Raw genomic sequence first — 19,882 nt, forward strand, 5'->3', positions numbered from 1 at the left:
CGTGGGGGAGCCTATCCGGCCTCCCCCTGGACCCGGAGGGGAGATCAGCGGTCGCGCTTCTCCTTGATCTTCGCGGCCTTGCCGCGGAGCTCACGGAGGAAGTACAGCTTGGCGCGACGCACGTCACCGCGGGTGACGACCTCGATCTTCTCGAAGATCGGGGAGTTCACCGGGAAGGTGCGCTCGACACCGACGCTGAAGGAGACCTTGCGAACGGTGAAGGTCTCCGAGACGCCAGAGCCCTGGCGACGGATGACGACACCCTTGAACTGCTGGATACGGGAGCGGTTGCCCTCGATGACGCGGACGTGCACGTTGATCGTGTCACCCGGGCGGAAGGCCGGGACGTCGGAGCGGATCGAGGCGGCGTTGACGCCATCGAGCAGGTGAGACATGTTCTTCGTCTGCTTTCTTCGCACGGCGCCACAGGCCGCCGGTGCGGATTTCCGTAGAGAATTCGGGAGCTGCGCCCTCTCGCGGACGACGGTCCCCCTGTGGCAGGGGCGTACGCGAGCACACAACAGCCGCCTATTCTTCCACGGCCTGCGGCCTATGCCAAAACCGGCCGTCGGGGGTCGGCTTCCAGCCCAGGAGGCTGAGGATCTCGCGGTCCTTCTTGTCGAAGGCGGAGGCCTCGCAGCGCTCGATCAGGTCGGGCCGGTTGCGGGCCGTCCTGCGGAAGGCCTCATCCCGCCGCCATCGCGCGATCTTGCCGTGGTGCCCGCTCAGCAGGACGTCGGGGATGCCCCGGCCGCGCCACTGCGGGGGCTTGGTGTAGACGGGCCCCTCCAGGAGGTTCGCCATCTCACCGGGGGCGAAGGAGTCGTCCCGGTGCGATTCCGCGTTGCCGAGCACCCCGGGCAGCAGCCGGGCCACGGCCTCGGTGACCACCAGTACGGCCGCCTCGCCGCCCGCCAGGACGTAGTCGCCGATGGAGACCTCGTACACCGGCATCCGGGTGGCGTACTCGTCCATGACGCGGCGGTCGATGCCCTCGTACCGGGCCGGCGTGAAGATCAGCCACGGTCGTTCGGACAGTTCGACGGCCAGTTCCTGGGTGAACGGGCGCCCGCTGGGCGTGGGGACCACGAGGACCGGTCCGTGTGCGCCGGCCTCGTACCCGTCGGCCAGCGCCGCGTCCAGGGCCTCGCCCCACGGCTCGGTCTTCATGACCATGCCGGGGCCGCCGCCGTAGGGGGTGTCGTCCACCGTGTTGTGGCGGTCGTACGTCCAGTCCCGCAGGTCGTGGACGTGCACGTCGAGCTGGCCGCGCGCCCGGGCCTTGCCGACGAGGGAGACGTTCAGCGGCTCCAGGTACTCGGGGAAGATCGTGACGACGTCGAGACGCATCAGGCGTCGTCCCCGGCGGCTGCGGCCTCTTCGTCACGGCTCGAAACGACCTCGGCGCGGTCGTCGATCAGGCCGGGCGGCGGCGTGATGACGCAGCGCTGCTCCTCCAGGTCGATCTCGGCGACGATCTCCTCCACGAAGGGGATCATCACCTCGCTGCCGTCGGGCCGTTCCACGATGAAGAGGTCCTGCGAGGGCAGGTGCGAGATCTCGGTGATCCGGCCGACCTCGGTACCGTCCTCCAGTACTACGTCCAGGTCCATCAGCTGGTGGTCGTAGTACTCGTCCTCCTCCTCCGGAAGCTCCGCGGGGTCGACCTCGGCGATGAGCAGGATGTTGCGCAGCGCCTCGGCACCGGTGCGGTCCTTGACCCCCTCGAAGCGCAGCAGCAGGCGTCCGCTGTGCACCCGGCCCGTCTCGATGGTCAGCGGGCCCGCCGACGCCGGCTCCGTCTGGAGCACGGCGCCCGGTCCGAGCCGCAGTTCGGGCTCGTCGGTCCGCACCTCGACGGTGACCTCACCCTTGATCCCGTGGGCGCGGCCGATCCGCGCGACTACCAGCTGCACTGTCTTGTCTCCTGTTCAGACGACGACGGGCCGGGGCGGGCGCATTCGCCCTCCCCGGCCCGTGCCGGTGGTTCAACTGTTCAGCGGACCTGGTCCACGTCGACGAGGTCGACGCGGATCCCCCGGCCGCCGATCGCGCCCACGACGGTGCGCAGCGCACGTGCGGTGCGGCCGTTGCGGCCGATCACCTTCCCGAGGTCGTCCGGGTGGACCCGGACCTCGAGCACCTGTCCGCGGCGCAGGTTGCGCGAGGCGACCTGCACTTCGTCGGGGTTGTCCACGATGCCCTTCACGAGGTGCTCAAGAGCCTCCTCGAGCATGATCAGGCCTCGGTCGACTCGGCGGCGGCCTCAGCCTCGTCCGCCTTCTTGTCGGCCTTCTTCGCCTTCTGGGTGATGGCCTCGCCCTTGCCCTCGCCGATGCCCTCGAGGGCCTTGGCGAACTCGTCGAAGGAGCGACGCTTGCTCTCCTTCGTCTCCGGCTGGAGCAGCGGCGCGGGGGCGGGGAGACCCTTGTGGGCCTGCCAGTCACCGGTCAGCTTCAGGATGGCGAGCACAGCCTCGGTGGGCTGGGCACCGACGGACAGCCAGTACTGCGCACGCTCGGCGTTGACCTCGATGCGCGACGGGTTGTAGGTCGGCTGGTAGATACCGATCTCCTCGATCGCGCGACCGTCCCGGCGGGTGCGGGCGTCGGCGACGATGATGCGGTAGTGCGGCTGGCGAATCTTGCCGAGGCGCTTGAGCTTGATCTTGACTGCCACTGGAGTGGTGTCTCCTGAACTTGACGTGGTTGGGCACATGAGATGCCACGTGGGGTTGCGGTACTCGGGTGCCCGATGGACGCGTCAGCCGGAGGAGAGAGGGGTCCTGTGCGACTGTCGAGTACAGCTAGCCATTGTGCCACATGCCTGCGTCGCACTCGGCCGTGAGGGGTGCCGGGCGCAGGCCTGACCGGAGGGTCCGCCGGGAACGGACGCAGCCGGACGCCGCGCCCCGTTCGCGCCCGCGGCTCAGGAGGCGGCGGCCGCGACGGCCACCTCGGGGATCCGGAACGGCTTCATGCAGCCCCCGCAGACGATGGGCGCCTGGGCCAGCACCGACGGGACGACCCGCACGTTGCGCCCGCAGTCGCAGACCGCCTTGACCCGGACGCCGCCGCCCGAGGAGCCGTGCCGCGCGGCCGGTCCCCGGAAGCTGCGCTTGGTGTCGGCGGCCGTGGCGACGGTGTGCGCCTTGAGCGCCCGCTGCAGCCGTTCCATCGTCGGGCGGTAGCGCTTCTTCGCCTCGGGACTGAGGGAGACCAGCGAGAAACCGCTGCTGGCGTGCGGCTCTTCGGAGTGGTCCAGCCCCATCTCCTCGGCGATCGCGAGGAATCTGCGGTTGTGGTAGCGGCCGGCCCGCGAGGTGTCGCGGACTCCACGGGCGGCGGCGATGCCGTGGACTGCCTCGTGCAGCAGTCGCTCGAAGGAGAGTTCGGCGCCGCAGGCGGACGACGACTCTCCGATCAGGGACTCGGGCGCGGCAAGGTCAGGCAGCTCGGGGTGGTACCGCTGAATGTCGGCCCACGCCTGCGCCAGCTCTGCGGCGAGAACAGGTGGTGTCGTGCTCACGTCGTGACAACGAGCCGAGGTGCCCTGGTGTTCCGATTCCGGGCCATTCCAAATTTTTTGCACGTACCAGTCAGTTCAGTCTGATGCGTCCTGACGAGGACGGGTGCGCATATCCCAGGAGGAGTCGGTACGTAAGGACAACTACGCCCCCGGCGCGCGGCGGAACGCACGCCGGGGGCGTAGGAGAGATCAAGCGTCGATCAGTACGAGCGCGCCACGATGGCGAGGGTACCGGGAGCGTCGTCCGCCTCCGGCACGGAGCCGTCCGCGGCGATCAGGCAGCGCACGGAGACGGCCTGCTCGGCCAGCTTCGCCTCGCCCTCGGGACCGAGATCCGCCCACGGGATGCGCGCCCAGCCGCCGGCGATGGCGGCCTCGGCGGCCTCCTCGATCGTGGCGACGTCGGAGGTACGGGCCTCACGGCGCTCGCGGGACTCGCGCAGCAGCTGCGCCTGGTCCTCCTCCAGCACCTTGGGCAGCAGGTCGGCCAGCGCGGAGATCTGCACGGCCTCCTTGCCGCCGGGGATCCGGCGGGCCAGCATCGCGGTGCCGTTCTCCAGGTCGCGCGGGCCGATCTCGACGCGCACGGGCACGCCCTTGAGCTCCCAGTCCACGGCGCGGCGCCCGAAGGGGGTGTCCACGCGGTCGTCGACCTGGACCCGGATCCCGGCGGCCTTGAGCTGGGCCCCCAGCTCGCGGACCTTGGCCACGGCCTCGTCGCCCTTGATCGCCATGACGACGACCTGGACGTGCGCGAGGCGCGGCGGCACCCGCAGGCCGTTGTCGTCGCCGTGGGACATGATCAGGCCGCCGACCATGCGGGTCGAGACGCCCCACGAGGTCTGCCAGACGAGCTCCTGCTTGCCTTCCTTCGACAGGTACTGGGTGTTGAAGGCCTTGGCGAAGTTGGTGCCCAGCTCGTGGCTCGTACCCAGCTGGAGGGCCTTGCCGTCGCCCATCATCCCCTCCAGCGTGAGGGTGTTGATGGCGCCGGCGAAGCGCTCCTTGGCCGTCTTGCGGCCGAGCACGACGTCGATGCCGAGCACGTTCGTCATGAAGTCGCCGTACACGTCGGTGTGGATGCGCGCCGCGTAGTCGCGGGCGTCCTCGTAGGTCGCGTGGGCGGTGTGGCCCTCCTGCCAGAGGAACTCGCTCGTACGGAGGAACACGCGCGGGCGCATCTCCCAGCGGACCACGTTGGCCCACTGGTTGATCAGCAGGGGCAGGTCCCGGTAGCTCTGGACCCACTTGGAGAAGTAGTCGTTGATGATCGTCTCGGAGGTGGGCCGGACGACGACCGGCTCTTCCAGCTCCTTGCCGCCGCCGTGCGTGACGACCGCGAGCTCGGGGGCGAAGCCCTCGACGTGCTCGGCTTCCTTCGTCAGGTAGGACTGCGGGATGAACAGCGGGAAGTACGCGTTCTGGGCGCCCGCGTCCTTGATGCGCGCGTCCATCTCCTGCTGCATCCGCTCCCACAGCCCGTAGCCGTACGGCCGGATGACCATGGTGCCGCGTACCGGACCGTTGTCGGCCAGCTCGGCCTTGTTGATCAGATCCTGGTACCAGCGGGGGAAATCCTCCGCCTGGGGGGTGAGAACGGGTGCCTTTGCCATGGCGCGAATGGTACGGCGCCGGGCGCTCGATGCGTGAATCGGGTGGCGCACTCCTCTGGACGGGAGGGCCGATGGGGAGTTCCCTGGCAACGGGGGCAGGGGGGCGACATGGAATCAGGAGCGCTCATTCGATGACACCGATGCCGACGACGACGCTCGTCGCCCGGGACTGGGCCGAGATCCAGGAACGGATGCTGGTACCGCTGTACGAGGCGGTCTACGACCGGCTGGAGGTCGGGCCCGGGGCCCGACTGCTCGGCCTGGGGTGCGGGGCCGGGCTGGCCCTCCTGCTGGCGCAACGGCGCGGGGCCGCCGTCACGGGCGTGGAGGCGGATGCGGCGCGGCGCGCGCTGGCCCGTGAGCGGCTGCTGGAGGTGCGGGCGGACCCGCCGTCGGCCGCGCGGCCCTACGACGTCCTGCTGGCCTTCTCGCCCGGCGCCCGGGCTCTGGCCGCGGCCCTGCCGGCGGTCCGCCGGGGCGGCGCGGTGGTCCTGGCGGGCTGGGGGCCCGCGGAGCGGTGCACGGTTCCCGTGGTGCTCGGCGCCGGGCCTTCGCCGCGGGACCTGGACGCGCTGGCGGCGGGTGCGGGGCTGGTCCCGGACGGGTCGGGGCGGGTGTTCTGCCCGTTCGGCTACGCGGATGTGGACAGCGCCGTACGGGGGCTGCTGTCGACGGGGCTGTACGAGCCGGCCTCCGACCCGGCGCAGGTGGAGAAGGAGCTGACGGAGGCGCTTCACCCGTACGAGCGGCCCGACGGCGCGGTGTGGCTGCCGAACATCTTCCGCTACGTCATCGCCCGCGTCCGCTGACACCCGGCATCGCCCGCGCTCGCCGAGACCCGGCGGCTCCGCGCCTGGCGGTCACTTCGACAGGCGCGGGATGCCGGCGGCGGCGTAGGCGGCGGCCTCGTCCAGGGTCTCGGCGGCGAGCAGGGCCTCGGCGAGGTCGTCGAGCTGCGAGCGGTGCTCCCGCAGGAGGCGGCAGGCCTCCACGTAGCACTCGTCCACGATCCGCCGCATCTCGGCGTCGACGGCGTCGAGCGTCGCCGGCGCGGCGGAGAGCCCGTAGGCGCTCTGCCCGTCGGAGGGGATCGCGGTCAGGCGGCCGACCCGCTCGCTCATGCCCCACCGGCCGACCATGCCGCGCACGAGGTTGGTGACCTGTTCGAGGTCGTTCTCGGCGCCCGTGGTGATCACGTCGTAGACGACCTGCTCGGCCGCCATGCCGCCGAGCGCGCCGATGATGCGCCCGCGCAGGTACTCCTCCGTGTACGCGTACCGGTCGGCGTCGGGGGTGGAGAGGGTGACGCCCAGGGCCCGCCCGCGCGGGACGATGGTGATCTTGCGGACGGGGTCGGCGCCGGGATGGAGCATGCCCAGCAGGGCGTGGCCGCTCTCGTGGTAGGCCGTGCGGCGCCGTTCCTCCAGCGGCATGACCAGGGGGCGTTCCGCGCCGAGCTGCACCTTCTCCAGGGCCTCGGAGAGGTCGGCCTGGGTGACCTGCGTCTGCTTGCGCTTGACGGCCAGCAGGGCGGCCTCGTTGGCGAGGTTGGCCAGTTCGGCGCCGGTCATGCCCGGTGTCGTACTGGCGACCCGGCCCAGGTCCACGCCTTCGGCGAGGGGGATCTCGCGGGTGTGGATGCGCAGGATCGCCTCGCGGCCGCTCTTGTCGGGCGGGGAGACCTGCACCAGGCGGTCGAAGCGGCCCGGCCGGGTCAGCGCGGGGTCCAGGACGTCCGCGCGGTTGGTGGCGGCGAGGACGACGACGCCCTCCGAGCCGGAGAAGCCGTCCATCTCGGTGAGGATCTGGTTCAGGGTCTGTTCGCGTTCGTCGTGGCCGCCGAGTCCTCCGCCGGCGCCGCGCACCCGCCCGATGGTGTCGATCTCGTCGATGAAGATGATCGCGGGGGCGACCTTGCGGGCTTCGGTGAACAGTTCGCGGACCCGCGAGGCACCGACTCCGACGATCATCTCGATGAACTCGGACGCGGAGGCGGAGAAGAAGGGGACCCCGGCCTCTCCGGCGACCGCGCGGGCGAGCAGGGTCTTGCCGGTGCCGGGCAGCCCGGCGAGGAGGACCCCGCCGGGCATGCGGGCGCCCATCTTGCGGTAGGCCTGCGGGTTCTTGAGGAAGTCGACCACGTCGTTGAGCTCGCCCTCCACCTCGTCGATCCCCGCCACGTCCTCGAAGGTGGTGCGTTTGGCGCCCGTCTCCAGTTCCACCGGTTTCGGCGGGGCCTTGCGGCCCAGTCCGCCGAGGCCGCCGCCCATGGCCGAGCCCATCCGGCGGGCGATGAACACCCACAGCAGGACCAGCAGCAGCATGGGCGCGAGCGAGATGAGGAGGTTGGCGAGGAAGCTGCGCTGCACGACGACGGGCGAGGCGGTCACCGTGACCTGGTGCTTGGTGAGGTTGGCCCACAGGTCGTCGTCGGCGAAGGCGGGGCGCTGGGTGACGAACTTGGTGTAGTCGCCCTTGCCGCCGTCCGGCTTGGGCGCCTTGGCCTTGAGCTGCCCCTGGATGGCGTCGCCCTTGGAGTAGATCTTCGAGACGTTGCCGTCCGCGACCTGTCTGCTGAACTCGGTGTAGGAGACCGTCGGCTCGTCGCCCTCGTTGTAGAACGACAGCACCAGGTTGGTGATCAGGAAGACGATCAGGGCGGCGAGGATCAGCCCGCGCCAGCCGCCGGCCATCCTCTTCCTCGGCGGCGGGGTGGGCGGCGCGCCCTCGGAACGCCAGGGGGTGTCGGCCCGGTCACGGGGCGGTGCGGGGGTGGGGCTGGGCACGGGGCCTCCTTCTGCCGTCCTCCCGGCCGACCATAAGGGAGATACCGGACCATTGCCCCCTGGGGAGCGGCTCCCGGGAACGGCGGGGGGCCCCGGCCGGCTGGTCCCGCTCGGGCCGGCCAGGGCCCCTCCGGCACGGTGTCTCGCCGCCGTGCCGCCGTCACTCGGTGAAGCGCGTCAGCCGCTACTTCATGAACTTCTTGAACTCGTCCGGAAGGTCGAAGTCCTGGCCGGGCTGCGCCCCGCCCGCGGGCAGCCCGAACGGGTTGCCGCCGACGGCCGGCTCGGCCGCCTGCGGCCCCTGCTCGCGCCGGGCCGCCGCCGCGGCCTCCTCCTGCTTGCGCTTCATCGGGTTGCCGCTCTTGCGCTTGCCCTTGGCCTGCTTGACCTGCTTCTTCTGCCGGCCGGGGCCGCCGCCCATCCCGGGGATGCCGGGCATGCCCGGCATGCCACCGCCCTGGGCCATGCGGGACATCATCTTGCGCGCTTCGAAGAACCGCTCGACCAGGTTCTTGACCGCGCTGACCTCGACACCGGAACCCTTGGCGACACGGGCGCGGCGGGAGCCGTTGATGATGTGCGGGTCCTGGCGCTCCGCCGGGGTCATCGACTTGATGATGGCGGCCATGCGGTCGACGTCGCGCTCGTCGATGTTGTTGATCTGCTCCTTGATCTGCCCCATGCCGGGCAGCATGCCGAGCAGCTTGGAGATGGAGCCCATCTTGCGGACCTGCTCCATCTGGGCCAGGAAGTCGTCGAGCGTGAACTCCTTGGGGCCCTTCGCCAGCTTGGCCGCCATCTTCTCGGCCTCGGCCTGCGAGAAGGTCTTCTCGGCCTGCTCGATGAGGGTGAGCATGTCACCCATGTCGAGGATCCGGCCCGCCATGCGGTCGGGGTGGAAGGCGTCGAACTCGTCGAGCTTCTCACCGTTCGAGGCGAACATGATCTGCTTGCCGGTGACGTGCGCGATGGAGAGCGCGGCACCGCCTCGGGCGTCGCCGTCGAGCTTGGAGAGGACGACGCCGTCGAAGCCGACGCCGTCGCGGAACGCCTCGGCGGTGTTGACCGCGTCCTGGCCGATCATGGCGTCGACCACGAAGAGGATCTCGTCGGGGCTGACGGCGTCGCGGATGTCCGCGGCCTGCTGCATCAGCTCCTGGTCGATGCCGAGGCGGCCGGCGGTGTCGACGATGACGATGTCGTGCTGCCGGCTGCGCGCGTACTCGACGGAGTCCTTCGCGACCTGCACCGGGTCGCCGACGCCGTTGCCCGGCTGCGGGCCGTAGAACGCGACCCCGGCCCGCTCGGCGACGATGCTCAGCTGGTTGACGGCGTTGGGGCGCTGGAGGTCGCAGGCGACGAGCAGCGGGGTGTGGCCCTGTCCCTTGAGCCAGAGGCCGAGCTTTCCGGCGAGGGTGGTCTTACCGGCACCCTGGAGACCGGCGAGCATGATCACGGTGGGCGCGGTCTTGGCGTAACGCAGCCGCCTGGTCTCGCCGCCGAGGATCGAGACGAGCTCGTCGTTGACGATCTTGAGGACCTGCTGGCCGGGGTTGAGGGCCTTGCTGACCTCTTCGCCGCGCGCCCGTTCCTTGACGTTCGCGATGAAGGAACGGACGACGGGGAGCGCGACGTCGGCCTCGAGGAGGGCGATACGGATTTCCCGCGCCGCAGCGTCGATGTCCTGCTCGGAGAGGCGACCTTTGCCCCGGAGGGACTTGAAGGTCGCGCTGAGGCGGTCGGAAAGCGTATCGAACACGGTGGTCGCGATTCCTCGGGTCGGGGGCGTGTGGTCGTCCCCCAGGGTATCGGCCCTTTCCCGGTGGTGGGCCCTGCGGTCCGTCTCCGGTCCGGGGGCCCACCACCGGGCGCCCTCAGCGCAGGCTGGTCCCGACCTCGCGGGCGAGCGATGCGGCGGCCGCGGGAGACAGGGGTTTGCCGTCCGGGTCGGTCACGTACAGGGTGTCCACCGCGTTCGCGCCGAGCGTGGAGACGTGCGCGCTGCGGACCCGGACACCGCCCGCGTCCAGCGCCCGGCCGATCCGGTGGAGCAGTCCCACGGCGTCGGGCGCCCGCACCTCCAGGACGGTGGCCAGCGAGGAGACGTCCGGGACCACCGTCACCCGGGGCGGCGGCGGGACCACCCCGCGCCGCCGCGGGTACGCGGCCTCGCGGTCGGCCAGCTTCGCCGGGACGTCCAGCGAGCCGTCCAGCGCCCGCACCAGGTCCGTGCGCAGCCGGGCGGCCTCCGGCAGGGCCCCGTACTCGGCGGCCACCCGCCAACGGAACACCAGCACCTCCCCCAGCCGGTCCGGGAGCTCCAGCGAGCGCAGGTCGGCCGCCCGGACGGTGAGCCGGTGCAGTGCCAGCACCCCGGCCAGCGCGGGCAGCACCCCGGGCTGGTCGGGAACGGCCACGACCAGGTCCACTCCGACCGCGTCCTCCTCGTGGCGGGTCTCCAGGGCCAGCACCGGCTCCCCGGTGCGCAGCGCCTCCACCGCCAGGCGTTCCTGTTCGGTGACCGGGATGCCCAGCTCGGTGGGGGCGGGGGCCGCGCCCTTGAGGACCGCGCCGACCCGGGCCACCAGGTCCGCCACGAGCGAGCCCCGCCAGGCGCTCCAGGCCGCCGGGCCGGTGGCCAGGGCGTCGGCCTCGGTCAGCGCGTGCAGCAGTTCCAGCGTGCCCGCCGACCCGACGGCTTCGGCCACCGCCCGGACCGTGGCCGGGTCGTCCAGGTCGCGCCGTGTGGCGGTGTCGATGAGCAGCAGGTGGTGGCGTACGAGGACGCCGAGCACCGCCACGTCCTCGGCGTCGAAGCCGACCCGCGCGGCCATGTCGCGGGCGATGGTCTCCCCGGCCAGCGAGTGGTCGCCGGGCCAGCCCTTGCCGATGTCGTGGAGGAGGGCGGCCATCAGGAGCAGGTCCGGGCGGCTGACGCGGCGGGTGAGGGCGGCGGCCCGGACCGCCGTCTCCACCAGGTGCCGGTCCACCGTCCAGGTGTGCACGGGGTTGCGCTGGGGCCTGCAGCGCACCCGTTCCCAGTCGGGCAGCAGCCGGGTGATCAGCCCCTCGGCTTCGAGCGCCTCCCACACCCCGACCGTCGGCTCGCCCGCCCCGAGCAGGGTGATCAGCTGCTCCCGCGCCTCCGCGGGCCAGGGCACCGGGAGCGGCTTGCCCTGGGCGGCGAGGCGGCGTACGGAGTGCAGCGAGACCGGCAGGCCTGCCTGGGCGGCGGCCGCCCCGAAGCGCAGCGCCAGCACCGGGTCCCGGTCGGGCCGGGCGGCGAGGGCCAGCACGGCCTCGCCGTCGGACTCCACGACGCCCTCGGCGAGCGGAGCCCGCTCCACGGCGGGCCCGCGCGTGCCCAGCAGCAGGCCGCGCAGCCTCGGCCGGGCCGCCCGGGAGCGCAGCACCCGCCCGACCTCCCGCCAGGTGACGTCCCCGGCGTACGAGATGACCCGGCCGGCCTCGTACACCTCGCGCAGCAGCGCGTCCGCGTCGAGCAGTCCGAGCCGGGCGGCGACCTGGTCCTGTTCCTGGAGGGAGAGCCGGTCGGTGGCCCGGCCCGTCACCAGGTGCAGGGCGTCCCGGGCGTCGAGGAGCCTGCGGCGGGCCTCCGCCAGCCCCTCGCGCGGGGCGTCGGCCAGCCACGACGCGGCGACGGCCCGCAGGGCGGCCGCGTCGCGGAGCCCGCCGCGCGCCTCCTTGAGGTCGGGTTCCAGCAGGAAGCGCAGCTCCCCGGCCTTCTCGGCCCTCTCCCGGCACAGGGCGTGCAGCTGCGGGAGCCGCTTGCCCGCCTGGTTGCGCCAGTCGGCCAGGACGGCGGTGCGCAGCCCGGCGAGGAGTCCCGCGTCGCCGGCGAGGGGCCGGGCGTCGAGCAGCCCGAGCTGCACCTTGAGGTCCTCGGCGGCGGTCTTGCGGGCCTCGCCTGTGGTGCGCACGGAGTGGTCCAGCGCCACGCCGAGGTCCCACACGGGGTACCAGAGGCGGTCGGCGAGCGCGGCCAGCGCCTTGGCGGCGGCCTTGCCGTCGTGCAGGAGCAGCAGGTCGAGGTCGCTGCGGGGGGAGAGTTCGGCCCGGCCGTAGCCGCCGACCGCCACCAGGGCCGCCCCGCGCACGCCGGTCTCCCGTACGGCCCGCGCGAAGAGGGCGGCGAGCCAGTCGTCGGTCAGGGCGGCCAGGGCGGAACGCCGGGCGGGCCCGGACCGCGTCTCCTCCTGGAGGAGTCGCAGCCGGGCCTCGGCGTAGCCGCCGGGTACCGGGCCGTCCCCGTCCGGGCCGGACGGTCCGGCGGTCGTGTTCTCCACACTCGTCACCCGGGGCTCCCGTCGCCTAGAGCGCGTCCGCGCCGCGCTCGCCGGTGCGGACCCTGATGATCGAGTCCACGGGGACGCTCCACACCTTGCCGTCACCGATCTTGCCGGTGTGGGCCGCGGTGACCAGCACGTTCATCACGTCCTCGGCCGCGTCGTCCTCGACGACCACCTCGATGCGGATCTTCGGCACGAGGTCCACGGTGTACTCGGCGCCGCGGTACACCTCGGTGTGGCCGCGCTGGCGGCCGTAGCCGCTGGCCTCGGAGACCGTGAGTCCCTGGACCCCGAACCGCTGGAGGGCGTCCTTGATCTCGTCGAGCCGGTGCGGCTTGACGATCGCGGTGATCAGCTTCATGCGTCAACCTTCTTGGTCGCGGCGGCAACGTGGGCGGGTACGGCGGTGCTCCGGGAGGAGGCGCCGCCGCCCGCTCCGCTGAAGTCGTAGGCGGTCTCGGCGTGCTCGACCTGGTCGATGCCCGAGACCTCGTCGTCCTCGGTGACCCGCATCCCGATCGTCTTGTCGAGCAGGAAGGCGAGGAGCGCGGATGCGAGGAGAGAGTAGGCGAGGACGGCGAAGACCCCGACGGCCTGCTTGCCGAGCTGGTCCAGTCCGCCGCCGTAGAAGAGGCCCTTGGCGTCGGACTGGACGCCGCCGGTGGCGAAGAGGCCGACGAGGAGGGAGCCGATGATCCCGCCGACGAGGTGGACGCCGACCACGTCGAGGGAGTCGTCGAAGTCGAACTTGTACTTGAGGCCGACGGCCATGGCGCAGACGACGCCGGCGATGGCGCCGATGGCGATCGCGCCGAGCGGGGAGCAGGAGCCGCCGGAGGGGGTGATCGCGACGAGGCCGGCGACCGCGCCGGACGCGGCGCCGAGGGTGGTGAAGGAGCCGTGGCGCAGCTTCTCGTACCCGAGCCAGGCGAGCATGGCGGCGGCGGTGGCGACCTGGGTGTTGACGAACATGACGGCGCCGACGCCGTCGTCGTTGCCGAGCCAGGATCCGGCGTTGAAGCCGAACCAGCCGAACCAGAGGAGACCGGCCCCGAGCATGACCAGGGGGAGGCTGTGCGGGCGCATCAGGTCCTTCTTGAAGCCGACGCGCTTGCCGATGACGAGGATCACGCCGAGGGCGGCGGCGCCGGCGTTGATGTGGACGGCGGTACCGCCCGCGAAGTCGATGACGCCCAGCTTGAAGAGCCAGCCGCCGGTACCCCAGACCCAGTGGGCGACGGGGAAGTAGACGAGGCTCACCCACAGGGCGGTGAACAGGGCCCAGGCGCTGAACTTGACGCGGTCGGCGAGGGCGCCGCTGATCAGGGCCGGGGTGATGACGGCGAACATCAGCTGGAAGACGGCGAAGACGTATACCGGGATGGTGTAGCCGTCCCAGAGCTCGGTGATGCCGATACCGCTGAGTCCGACGTAGTCGGAGTTCCAGCCGATGAGCGAGCCCGCGTCGGTGCCGAAGGCGAGGCTGAATCCGTAGAGGACCCACAGGATCGTGACGATCCCGAGGCTGATGAAGCTCATCATGAGCATGTTGAGGCTGCTCTTGACGCGGACCATGCCTCCGTAGAAGAAGGCCAGTCCCGGGGTCATCAGCATGACCAGGGCGGAGCAGATGAGCATGAACCCGGTGTTCGCGGCAGACAGGGCCGGGGCGTCTGCCGCGAGGGTCGTGATGGCTGATGCCATCGGCGTCTCCTCGTCGTCGGTACGTTCGCGTGCGGGCGATCGTGGCTACCTAAGCGGCGCGGGGCATAAGGCCTGCTGGTGTGGGCCTAGAGGCTGGCCGGTTAATGCCCCTGAGATTCGCGCAGCCCGGTTTCCGGCGCCGCCGCTCGATGTTTCGCCGCCGTGACGAAGACGTGCGGGCTGTTACGGCACGATGAACACGGCGACCGCCGATCGAGGCACCGCGACGGCGGGGCAGCCCCTCCGCGAGAGCGGCGCCGGTTCAGGCGCACAGGCCGGTTCGGGCGCAGAACACGGTTCGGGCGCACACGCAGGCCGGCCGCGGCGGGGACCCGGGTGGCCTGGCTGGGGGAGCCTGTTCGGGCTTCACGGGGTCGGCCGCCGCGGCCGGGGCTTGGGGGACGGCTGCCAGGGCCGTCAGACGGCCTCCGCCGCTTCGGGGAGCCGGGAGGCGAGGTGATCGGTCAGCCGGACCACGTCGGCGACGTCGCCGTACTCACGGGCCGCGGTGTCGACGGTCTTGCGCAGGCGGGTGTTCACCCGTTCGGACCGCACCTTTCGCGCCACGTCCAGGGCCTGGTCGACCAGGACGGTCGCCTGCTCGGGCTCGCGCTGGAGGAGGTGGACGGTGGCCATGCCGATGAGGTTCAGGGCGTACGAGCGCTGGTGCTCGGGGTCCTTCGCGAACAGCTCGACGGCCCGCTCCATGACGGGTTCGGCGAGGGAGGCGTAGGTGGGGCTACGCCCGGCCACGTAGGCCAGGTCGCGGTAGGAGTGGGAGTTCTCGCCGTTGAGCTCGGCCTCGGAGAAGAAGCGGATCCAGTCGGGCTCGGGCTCGTCACCGCCGAGGCCGACGTCCCCGAAGGTGTCCTCGGCCATCCGCACGGCGCGCTTGCAGCGGCTGGGCTGGCCCATGTTGGCGTACGCGCGGGCCTCCATCGCATACAGCATGGCCTGGGTGCGGGGCCCGGCGCAGTCGCGGCTTCCGTACTGGGCGAGGTGGATGAGTTCCAGGGCGTCCTCGGGGCGCCCGAGGTGGATCATCTGGCGGCCCATGTTGGAGAGGATGTACGAGCCGAGGGGTTTGTCCCCGCCCTCCTTGGCGGCGTGCAGGGCGAGGACGAAGTACTTCTGCGCGGTGGGGTGCAGCCCGATGTCGTAGCTCATCCAGCCGGCCAGTTCGGCGAGTTCGGCCGCGACCTTGAACAGACGTTTCATCACGGGCGCCGGGTGGCTCTCCTGGAGCAGGTCGGTGACCTCGTGGAGCTGTCCGACGACCGCCTTGCGGCGCAGGCCGCCGCCGCACTGGGCGTCCCATTGGCGGAACATCACGGTGGTGGCTTCGAGCAGGTCGAGTTCCGGATCGGAGAGCCCGGCCGGCCGGTAGCCCCCGGTGGGGGCCGCGGGTCCGCCCCCGCCGCGCGACGCGGGGTCGGCGGCCGGGACCGGAACGAGCCAGCGCTGCAGGGGCTCGATGAGGGCGGGGCCGGCGGACAGGGCGAGCGAGGTCCCGAGGAAGCCGCGGCGGGCCAGCATCAGGTCGCTGCGGGAGAACTCGCTGAGCAGCTCGACGGTCTGCGGTCCGGCCCAGGGCAGGTCGACTCCGGACACGGAGGGGGTCTGGTGCGCGGTGCGCAGACCGAGCTGTTCGATGGCGACGACGGATCCGAAGCGCTCGGAGAACAGCTCGGACAGGATGCGCGGGACGGGCTCGCGCGGCTGTTCACCGTCGAGCCAGCGGCGCACGCGCGAGGTGTCGGTGCTGATGTGGTGGGCGCCCATCTGGCGGGCCCGGCGGTTGACCTGGCGGGCGAGTTCGCCCTTGGACCAGCCGCTGCGCACGAACCAGGAGGTCAGCTGTTCGTTGCGGACGACGGTCTCCGAGGACGCCTCCGAGGACGCGGGCGACTGCCCGTTCGTTCCGCTTGCGCCGTTGCCGCTCACTGGAACGCCCCCATCCGTTAAGCCTCTTCCACACAAACCCTGGCCGGTCCGGAGGTCACCGCCAGGGACTTCACAAGTCCTTCACGTATTGCCTCCGGCATACCCACGGATGGACCCGCCTCCGGGGTTCGTGCACCGAAAGTAATCCTACGATCACCCCTCATGCGAGGCGGGCCGTGGAAACGCCACCATTCGCCACCCCTTCGAATGAACTCGCCACCGGCCAGGCGCGATTCACTTGACAGGAAGGCGAAACGGAATGGTTGGACGGGAGTGCGGCCGGGGCGCGCGCGGCGAGGAGTGCGCCGGGCGGCCCTGACGCGAGCCTCACCCCCGCCCCACCGGACAGCAGGTCTCGCCGGCGTCGTAACCACCGGCGCGTCCGACCCGTTGGAGGGGGCATGGGCATGGGCTTCACGATCGGCGGCAGCCGCAGCACCAAGGAGTTCCGTTCCGGCTCGCGGCGGCGCGGACGGACCTCGGAGTGCACGGCGGTGGCCGAGTACACCGGACTGTGGGGCTGGGACGCGGTCCCCGGTGCCCGCGCCGCGGCACCCGGCCGCGACTGCTCCTGCGGTCATACGAATTGCCCCGCGCCGGGGGCGCACCCGCTGGACTTCGCACCCACCGTGCCCGCGGGGGCGACCCTGGACGAGGTCGCCGAGATCTGGGACGAGTACCCGGGCGCCGCGGTCCTGCTCCCCGTCGGCCGCGTCTTCGACGTCATCGAGGTGTCCGAGGAGGCCGGCCGGCGGGCGCTGGTCCGGCTGGAGCGGATGGGCCTGCCGCTCGGGCCGGTCACCGTCACCCCGGACGGCCGCGCGCAGTTCTTCGTGGCGCCGGGCGCCTGCGCCGGGCTGCCGCAGCTGCTCTACCGGATGGGCTGGGACGACGCCGATCTGGACTTGCGCGCCCTGGGGACGGGCGCCTTCCTGACGGCCCCGCCCTGCGACCACGCGGGGCTCGGCCCGGCGCTCTGGCTGCGCCCGCCCACGCTCGACTGCGTGGGCGGGCCGCCGCAGGCCCGGCTGCTGCTGGGGACGCTCGCGTACATCTGCCACCGCTTGCGCCGCTGAACCCCGTACGCAGACCTGTGCCCCCGCGTCCGGACCGGATGCGGGGGCACAGGTCTGCGTACGGCGGTGCCGGCGCGAGCCCTCAGTCGCCGATCAGGGCGTCGACGAACGCCTGCGGCTCGAAGGGGGCCAGGTCGTCCGGGCCCTCACCGAGGCCGATGAGCTTGACCGGGACGCCCAGCTCGCGCTGGACGGCGACGACGATGCCGCCCTTGGCGGTGCCGTCGAGCTTGGTCAGCACGATGCCGGTGATGTCCACGACCTCGGCGAAGACGCGCGCCTGGGTCAGGCCGTTCTGCCCGGTGGTCGCGTCGAGGACGAGCAGGACCTCGTCCAGCGGACCGTGCTTCTCCACGACGCGCTTGACCTTGCCGAGCTCGTCCATGAGCCCGGTCTTGGTGTGCAGCCGGCCGGCGGTGTCGATGAGCACGACGTCCGCGCCTTCGGCGATGCCCTCCTTGACCGCGTCGTACGCGATCGAGGCGGGGTCGCCCCCCTCGGGGCCGCGGATGGTGCGCGCGCCGACCCGGTCCCCCCAGGTCTGCAACTGGTCGGCGGCGGCGGCGCGGAAGGTGTCGGCCGCGCCGAGCACGACGCTGCGGCCGTCGGCGACCAGCACCCGGGCCAGCTTGCCGGTGGTCGTGGTCTTGCCGGTGCCGTTGACGCCGACGACCATCACGACGCCGGGGGTGTCGACGCCGCTCTCGGTCTTCACGGCGCGGTCGAAGTCGGTGCCGACCAGGGTCAGCAGCTCCTCCTTGAGCAGGGTGCGCAGTTCGGCGGGGGTGCGGGTGCCGAGCACCCGGACCCGCTCGCGGAGCCGGTCCACCAGTTCCTGGGTCGGGGCGACGCCGACGTCGGCGATGAGGAGGGTCTCCTCGATCTCCTCCCAGGTGTCCTCGTCGAGGTGCTCGCGGGAGAGCAGCGTGAGCAGCCCCTTGCCGAGCGAGTTCTGCGAACGGGCGAGCCGTGCGCGCAGCCGGACCAGGCGGCCGGCGGTGGGCTCGGGCACCTCGATCTCGGGGGCGGGCGCCTGCCCGACCACCGGGTCCTCGACGGCGACCGGCGACTCGACGGCGGTCTGCGCGTCGGGGAGCTCGACCTCCTCGATCGTGCGGCGCGGCTCTTCCGCCGTCGGTGCGGCGTCCTCCCCCACCTGCGGTTCGGCGGGCGGGGCAGTGATGGTCGGCGTGCTCGGCGGCGCCGTGGGCGGCAGCTGCTTCTTCTTGCGGCTGCTGACCACGAGCCCGCTGATCGCGCCGACCGCGACCAGGGCGATGACTACAACGAGAATGAGGATTTCCATAACCCACCCAGTATGGCGTGAGGTGCCCCGGGGCCCGTGAGCCGGAGCTGCGCCCGGGGCGCGAATCCTCAATTTGTGCTTTTCCGGGTGTAAATACCATGATGTACGACTCCCCCACGTCCCCCGGAGTAGTGCATGCCTGCCGAGCCCGCAGAGTCCGCGGTCGAGACCCGCGGTCTGGAGCCCGTCCCCGACAGCGAGCGCGGCGGCCGTGTCCGCGAACTCGTCCCCACCTGGGTCGCCGCCAACATCAGCGTGCTGCTGCTGACCATGGGCGCGGGGCTGGTGATCTTCAACAAGCTGAACATCTGGCAGGTGCTCGTCGTCGCGCTCGCCGCGCCCGTCGTCTCCTACGGGATGGTCGGGCTGATATCGATCGCGGGCAAGCGCGGCGGAGCCCCCGGCATGGCCCTCTCGCGGGCCGTCTTCGGGCAGCGCGGCAATCTCTTCCCCGGCGCGCTGATCTGGGTGGCCCGCTGGGGCTGGGAGACCATCAACGCGGTGAGCGGCGCCTACGCCGTGCTGACCGTGCTCGACCTGCTCTTCGGCGTGCGGGCCAACACCCCGCTGATCGTCGTCACCCTGCTGTTCTTCGTCAGCTGCACGTTCGTGGTCTCGGGGCTCGGCATCAACGCGCTGCGGGTCTGCTCGAAGTGGTCGACGTACCTGTTCGGCGCGTTCAGCGTGCTCGTGCTCGGCTATCTGGTCCTCACGACCGATTGGGCGGCCGTCTTCGACAAGCCGGCCGGCTCCACCGCCATGATGATCGCGGGCATCGGCACGATCGCGGCCGGCGGCATCAGCTGGGTCCCCTCCGGCCCCGACTTCACCCGCTACCTGCCGCGCACCGCCTCCGCGAAGGGCATGGTCGGCGCGACGATCGGCGGCGCGGGGATCGTCGTCCTGCCCATGGTGCTGATGGGCGCGGTGATGGCGGTCGGCACCCCCGACCTGGCGAGCGCCGCGGACCCGGTCTCCTTCATCGGCGAGCTGCTGCCGGTCTGGCTGGCGGTCCCGTACCTGCTGATCGCCCTCGTCGGCATGCTGTTGATCAACTCGATGTCCATGTACTCGGCCGGCTTCACCGCTCAGACGCTGGGCATCAAGGTGCCGCGCGCCTGGGCCGTCAGCGTCAACGCCGTCATCAGCCTGGTGTTCGGCTTCCTGCTGATGGTGGTCGCCAAGAGCTTCTTCGGCTCGTTCATCTCCTTCCTGACGCTGCTGGCCGTGGCCTTCTCCGCGTGGATCGGCGTCTTCGGCGTGGACATGCTGCGGCGTACGACCTACGACGGCCCCGCGCTGCTGGACACGACGCCGGGCAGCGCCTACTGGTACCGGGGCGGTTTCGCCTGGCAGGCCATGACGGCCTGGGGCGCGGCGCTGGTCGTGGGCCTGCTGTTCACGAAGGTGGACTGGTTCGCCGGACCGCTGTCCGGGACCTGGGCCGGACGCAACGGGCTGGGCTGGGTGGTCGGCATCCTCACCTCCGGCGTGCTGTACGCCGTCCTGCCGCGGAGCGCGCCGCCCGCGGGGCCGGCCGAGGCGTCGGAGCCGGCGCTCGCCGGATCCCTGTCCAACTGACGCCACGTCAGCTAACGTCCCCCTTCGCCCGCGC

Annotated in this window: 17 protein-coding genes; 3 read left to right on the plus strand and 14 right to left on the minus strand. The window is 71.8% G+C overall.

Annotation, left to right across the window (positions count from 1 at the left end; translation table 11 throughout):
- Positions 1-44: 44 nt before the first annotated feature.
- From rplS to proS, 7 genes are all read right to left on the minus strand, one after another.
- Positions 45-395, minus strand: coding sequence for a 50S ribosomal protein L19 (gene rplS / locus ACIA6C_RS05345; RefSeq protein WP_136213356.1), 351 nt, complete (start codon positions 393-395; stop codon positions 45-47).
- 133 nt (positions 396-528) lie between these two features.
- Entirely contained in the window at positions 529-1,350 is an 822-nt protein-coding gene (gene trmD / locus ACIA6C_RS05350; RefSeq protein WP_361128058.1) for a tRNA (guanosine(37)-N1)-methyltransferase TrmD, read from the minus strand.
- Positions 1,350-1,916: a ribosome maturation factor RimM gene (gene rimM, locus ACIA6C_RS05355; RefSeq protein WP_361128061.1), complete on the minus strand. Its 567-nt coding sequence runs from the start codon at positions 1,914-1,916 to the stop codon at positions 1,350-1,352. Before rimM ends, trmD begins: the two co-directional genes overlap by 1 nt.
- Before the next feature lie 80 nt (positions 1,917-1,996).
- Positions 1,997-2,236 carry an RNA-binding protein gene (locus ACIA6C_RS05360; RefSeq protein ID WP_030011889.1) on the minus strand — a complete coding sequence of 80 codons (240 nt, stop codon included), beginning with the start codon at positions 2,234-2,236 and terminating at the stop codon, positions 1,997-1,999.
- A gap of 2 nt (positions 2,237-2,238) precedes the next feature.
- Positions 2,239-2,679, minus strand: coding sequence for a 30S ribosomal protein S16 (gene rpsP / locus ACIA6C_RS05365; RefSeq protein ID WP_136213353.1), 441 nt, complete (start codon positions 2,677-2,679; stop codon positions 2,239-2,241).
- 249 nt (positions 2,680-2,928) lie between these two features.
- Positions 2,929-3,528, minus strand: coding sequence for a hypothetical protein (locus ACIA6C_RS05370; RefSeq protein ID WP_388010606.1), 600 nt, complete (start codon positions 3,526-3,528; stop codon positions 2,929-2,931).
- Positions 3,529-3,728: 200 nt separating this feature from the next.
- A complete protein-coding gene (gene proS / locus ACIA6C_RS05375; protein ID WP_366079898.1) occupies positions 3,729-5,141 on the minus strand; it encodes a proline--tRNA ligase in 1,413 nt (470 codons plus the stop codon).
- Between the two features lie 140 nt (positions 5,142-5,281).
- Between proS and ACIA6C_RS05380 the strand changes: the two genes are divergently transcribed.
- Positions 5,282-5,950, plus strand: a complete 669-nt coding sequence (locus ACIA6C_RS05380) for a methyltransferase type 11 (RefSeq protein ID WP_399273064.1) — start codon at positions 5,282-5,284, stop codon at positions 5,948-5,950.
- Between the two features lie 51 nt (positions 5,951-6,001).
- Here ACIA6C_RS05380 and ftsH read toward each other — a convergent pair whose 3' ends face one another.
- The 6 genes from ftsH to ACIA6C_RS05410 form a co-directional block, all read right to left on the minus strand.
- Complete coding sequence (gene ftsH, locus ACIA6C_RS05385; RefSeq protein WP_399273066.1) at positions 6,002-7,927, minus strand: ATP-dependent zinc metalloprotease FtsH; 1,926 nt, start codon at positions 7,925-7,927, stop codon at positions 6,002-6,004.
- Positions 7,928-8,111: 184 nt separating this feature from the next.
- Positions 8,112-9,686, minus strand: coding sequence for a signal recognition particle protein (ffh, locus tag ACIA6C_RS05390; RefSeq protein WP_361128074.1), 1,575 nt, complete (start codon positions 9,684-9,686; stop codon positions 8,112-8,114).
- A 115-nt stretch (positions 9,687-9,801) separates the two neighbouring features.
- Positions 9,802-12,243, minus strand: coding sequence for a [protein-PII] uridylyltransferase (locus ACIA6C_RS05395; RefSeq protein ID WP_399273068.1), 2,442 nt, complete (start codon positions 12,241-12,243; stop codon positions 9,802-9,804).
- A gap of 16 nt (positions 12,244-12,259) precedes the next feature.
- On the minus strand, positions 12,260-12,598 hold the full coding sequence (locus ACIA6C_RS05400) for a P-II family nitrogen regulator (RefSeq protein ID WP_361128080.1): 339 nt from the start codon (positions 12,596-12,598) through the stop codon (positions 12,260-12,262).
- On the minus strand, positions 12,595-13,941 hold the full coding sequence (locus tag ACIA6C_RS05405; RefSeq protein WP_361128083.1) for an ammonium transporter: 1,347 nt from the start codon (positions 13,939-13,941) through the stop codon (positions 12,595-12,597). The genes ACIA6C_RS05400 and ACIA6C_RS05405 overlap by 4 nt, the downstream gene beginning before the upstream one ends.
- 417 nt (positions 13,942-14,358) lie before the next feature.
- Positions 14,359-15,885: a hypothetical protein gene (locus ACIA6C_RS05410; RefSeq protein WP_399273071.1), complete on the minus strand. Its 1,527-nt coding sequence runs from the start codon at positions 15,883-15,885 to the stop codon at positions 14,359-14,361.
- Between the two features lie 407 nt (positions 15,886-16,292).
- On the opposite strand from ACIA6C_RS05410, the gene ACIA6C_RS05415 reads away from it, so the two are divergent.
- Positions 16,293-16,961: a bifunctional DNA primase/polymerase gene (locus ACIA6C_RS05415; protein ID WP_361128089.1), complete on the plus strand. Its 669-nt coding sequence runs from the start codon at positions 16,293-16,295 to the stop codon at positions 16,959-16,961.
- A gap of 82 nt (positions 16,962-17,043) precedes the next feature.
- On the opposite strand, the gene ftsY is transcribed toward ACIA6C_RS05415, so the two are convergent.
- Positions 17,044-18,267 carry a signal recognition particle-docking protein FtsY gene (gene ftsY, locus ACIA6C_RS05420; protein ID WP_399273073.1) on the minus strand — a complete coding sequence of 408 codons (1,224 nt, stop codon included), beginning with the start codon at positions 18,265-18,267 and terminating at the stop codon, positions 17,044-17,046.
- Between the two features lie 135 nt (positions 18,268-18,402).
- On the opposite strand from ftsY, the gene ACIA6C_RS05425 reads away from it, so the two are divergent.
- Positions 18,403-19,848, plus strand: a complete 1,446-nt coding sequence (locus ACIA6C_RS05425; protein ID WP_399273075.1) for a cytosine permease — start codon at positions 18,403-18,405, stop codon at positions 19,846-19,848.
- Positions 19,849-19,882: the final 34 nt, after the last annotated feature.

It is taken from the genome of Streptomyces sp. NPDC051578 (assembly GCF_044454045.1).
GTDB lineage: Bacteria > Actinomycetota > Actinomycetes > Streptomycetales > Streptomycetaceae > Streptomyces.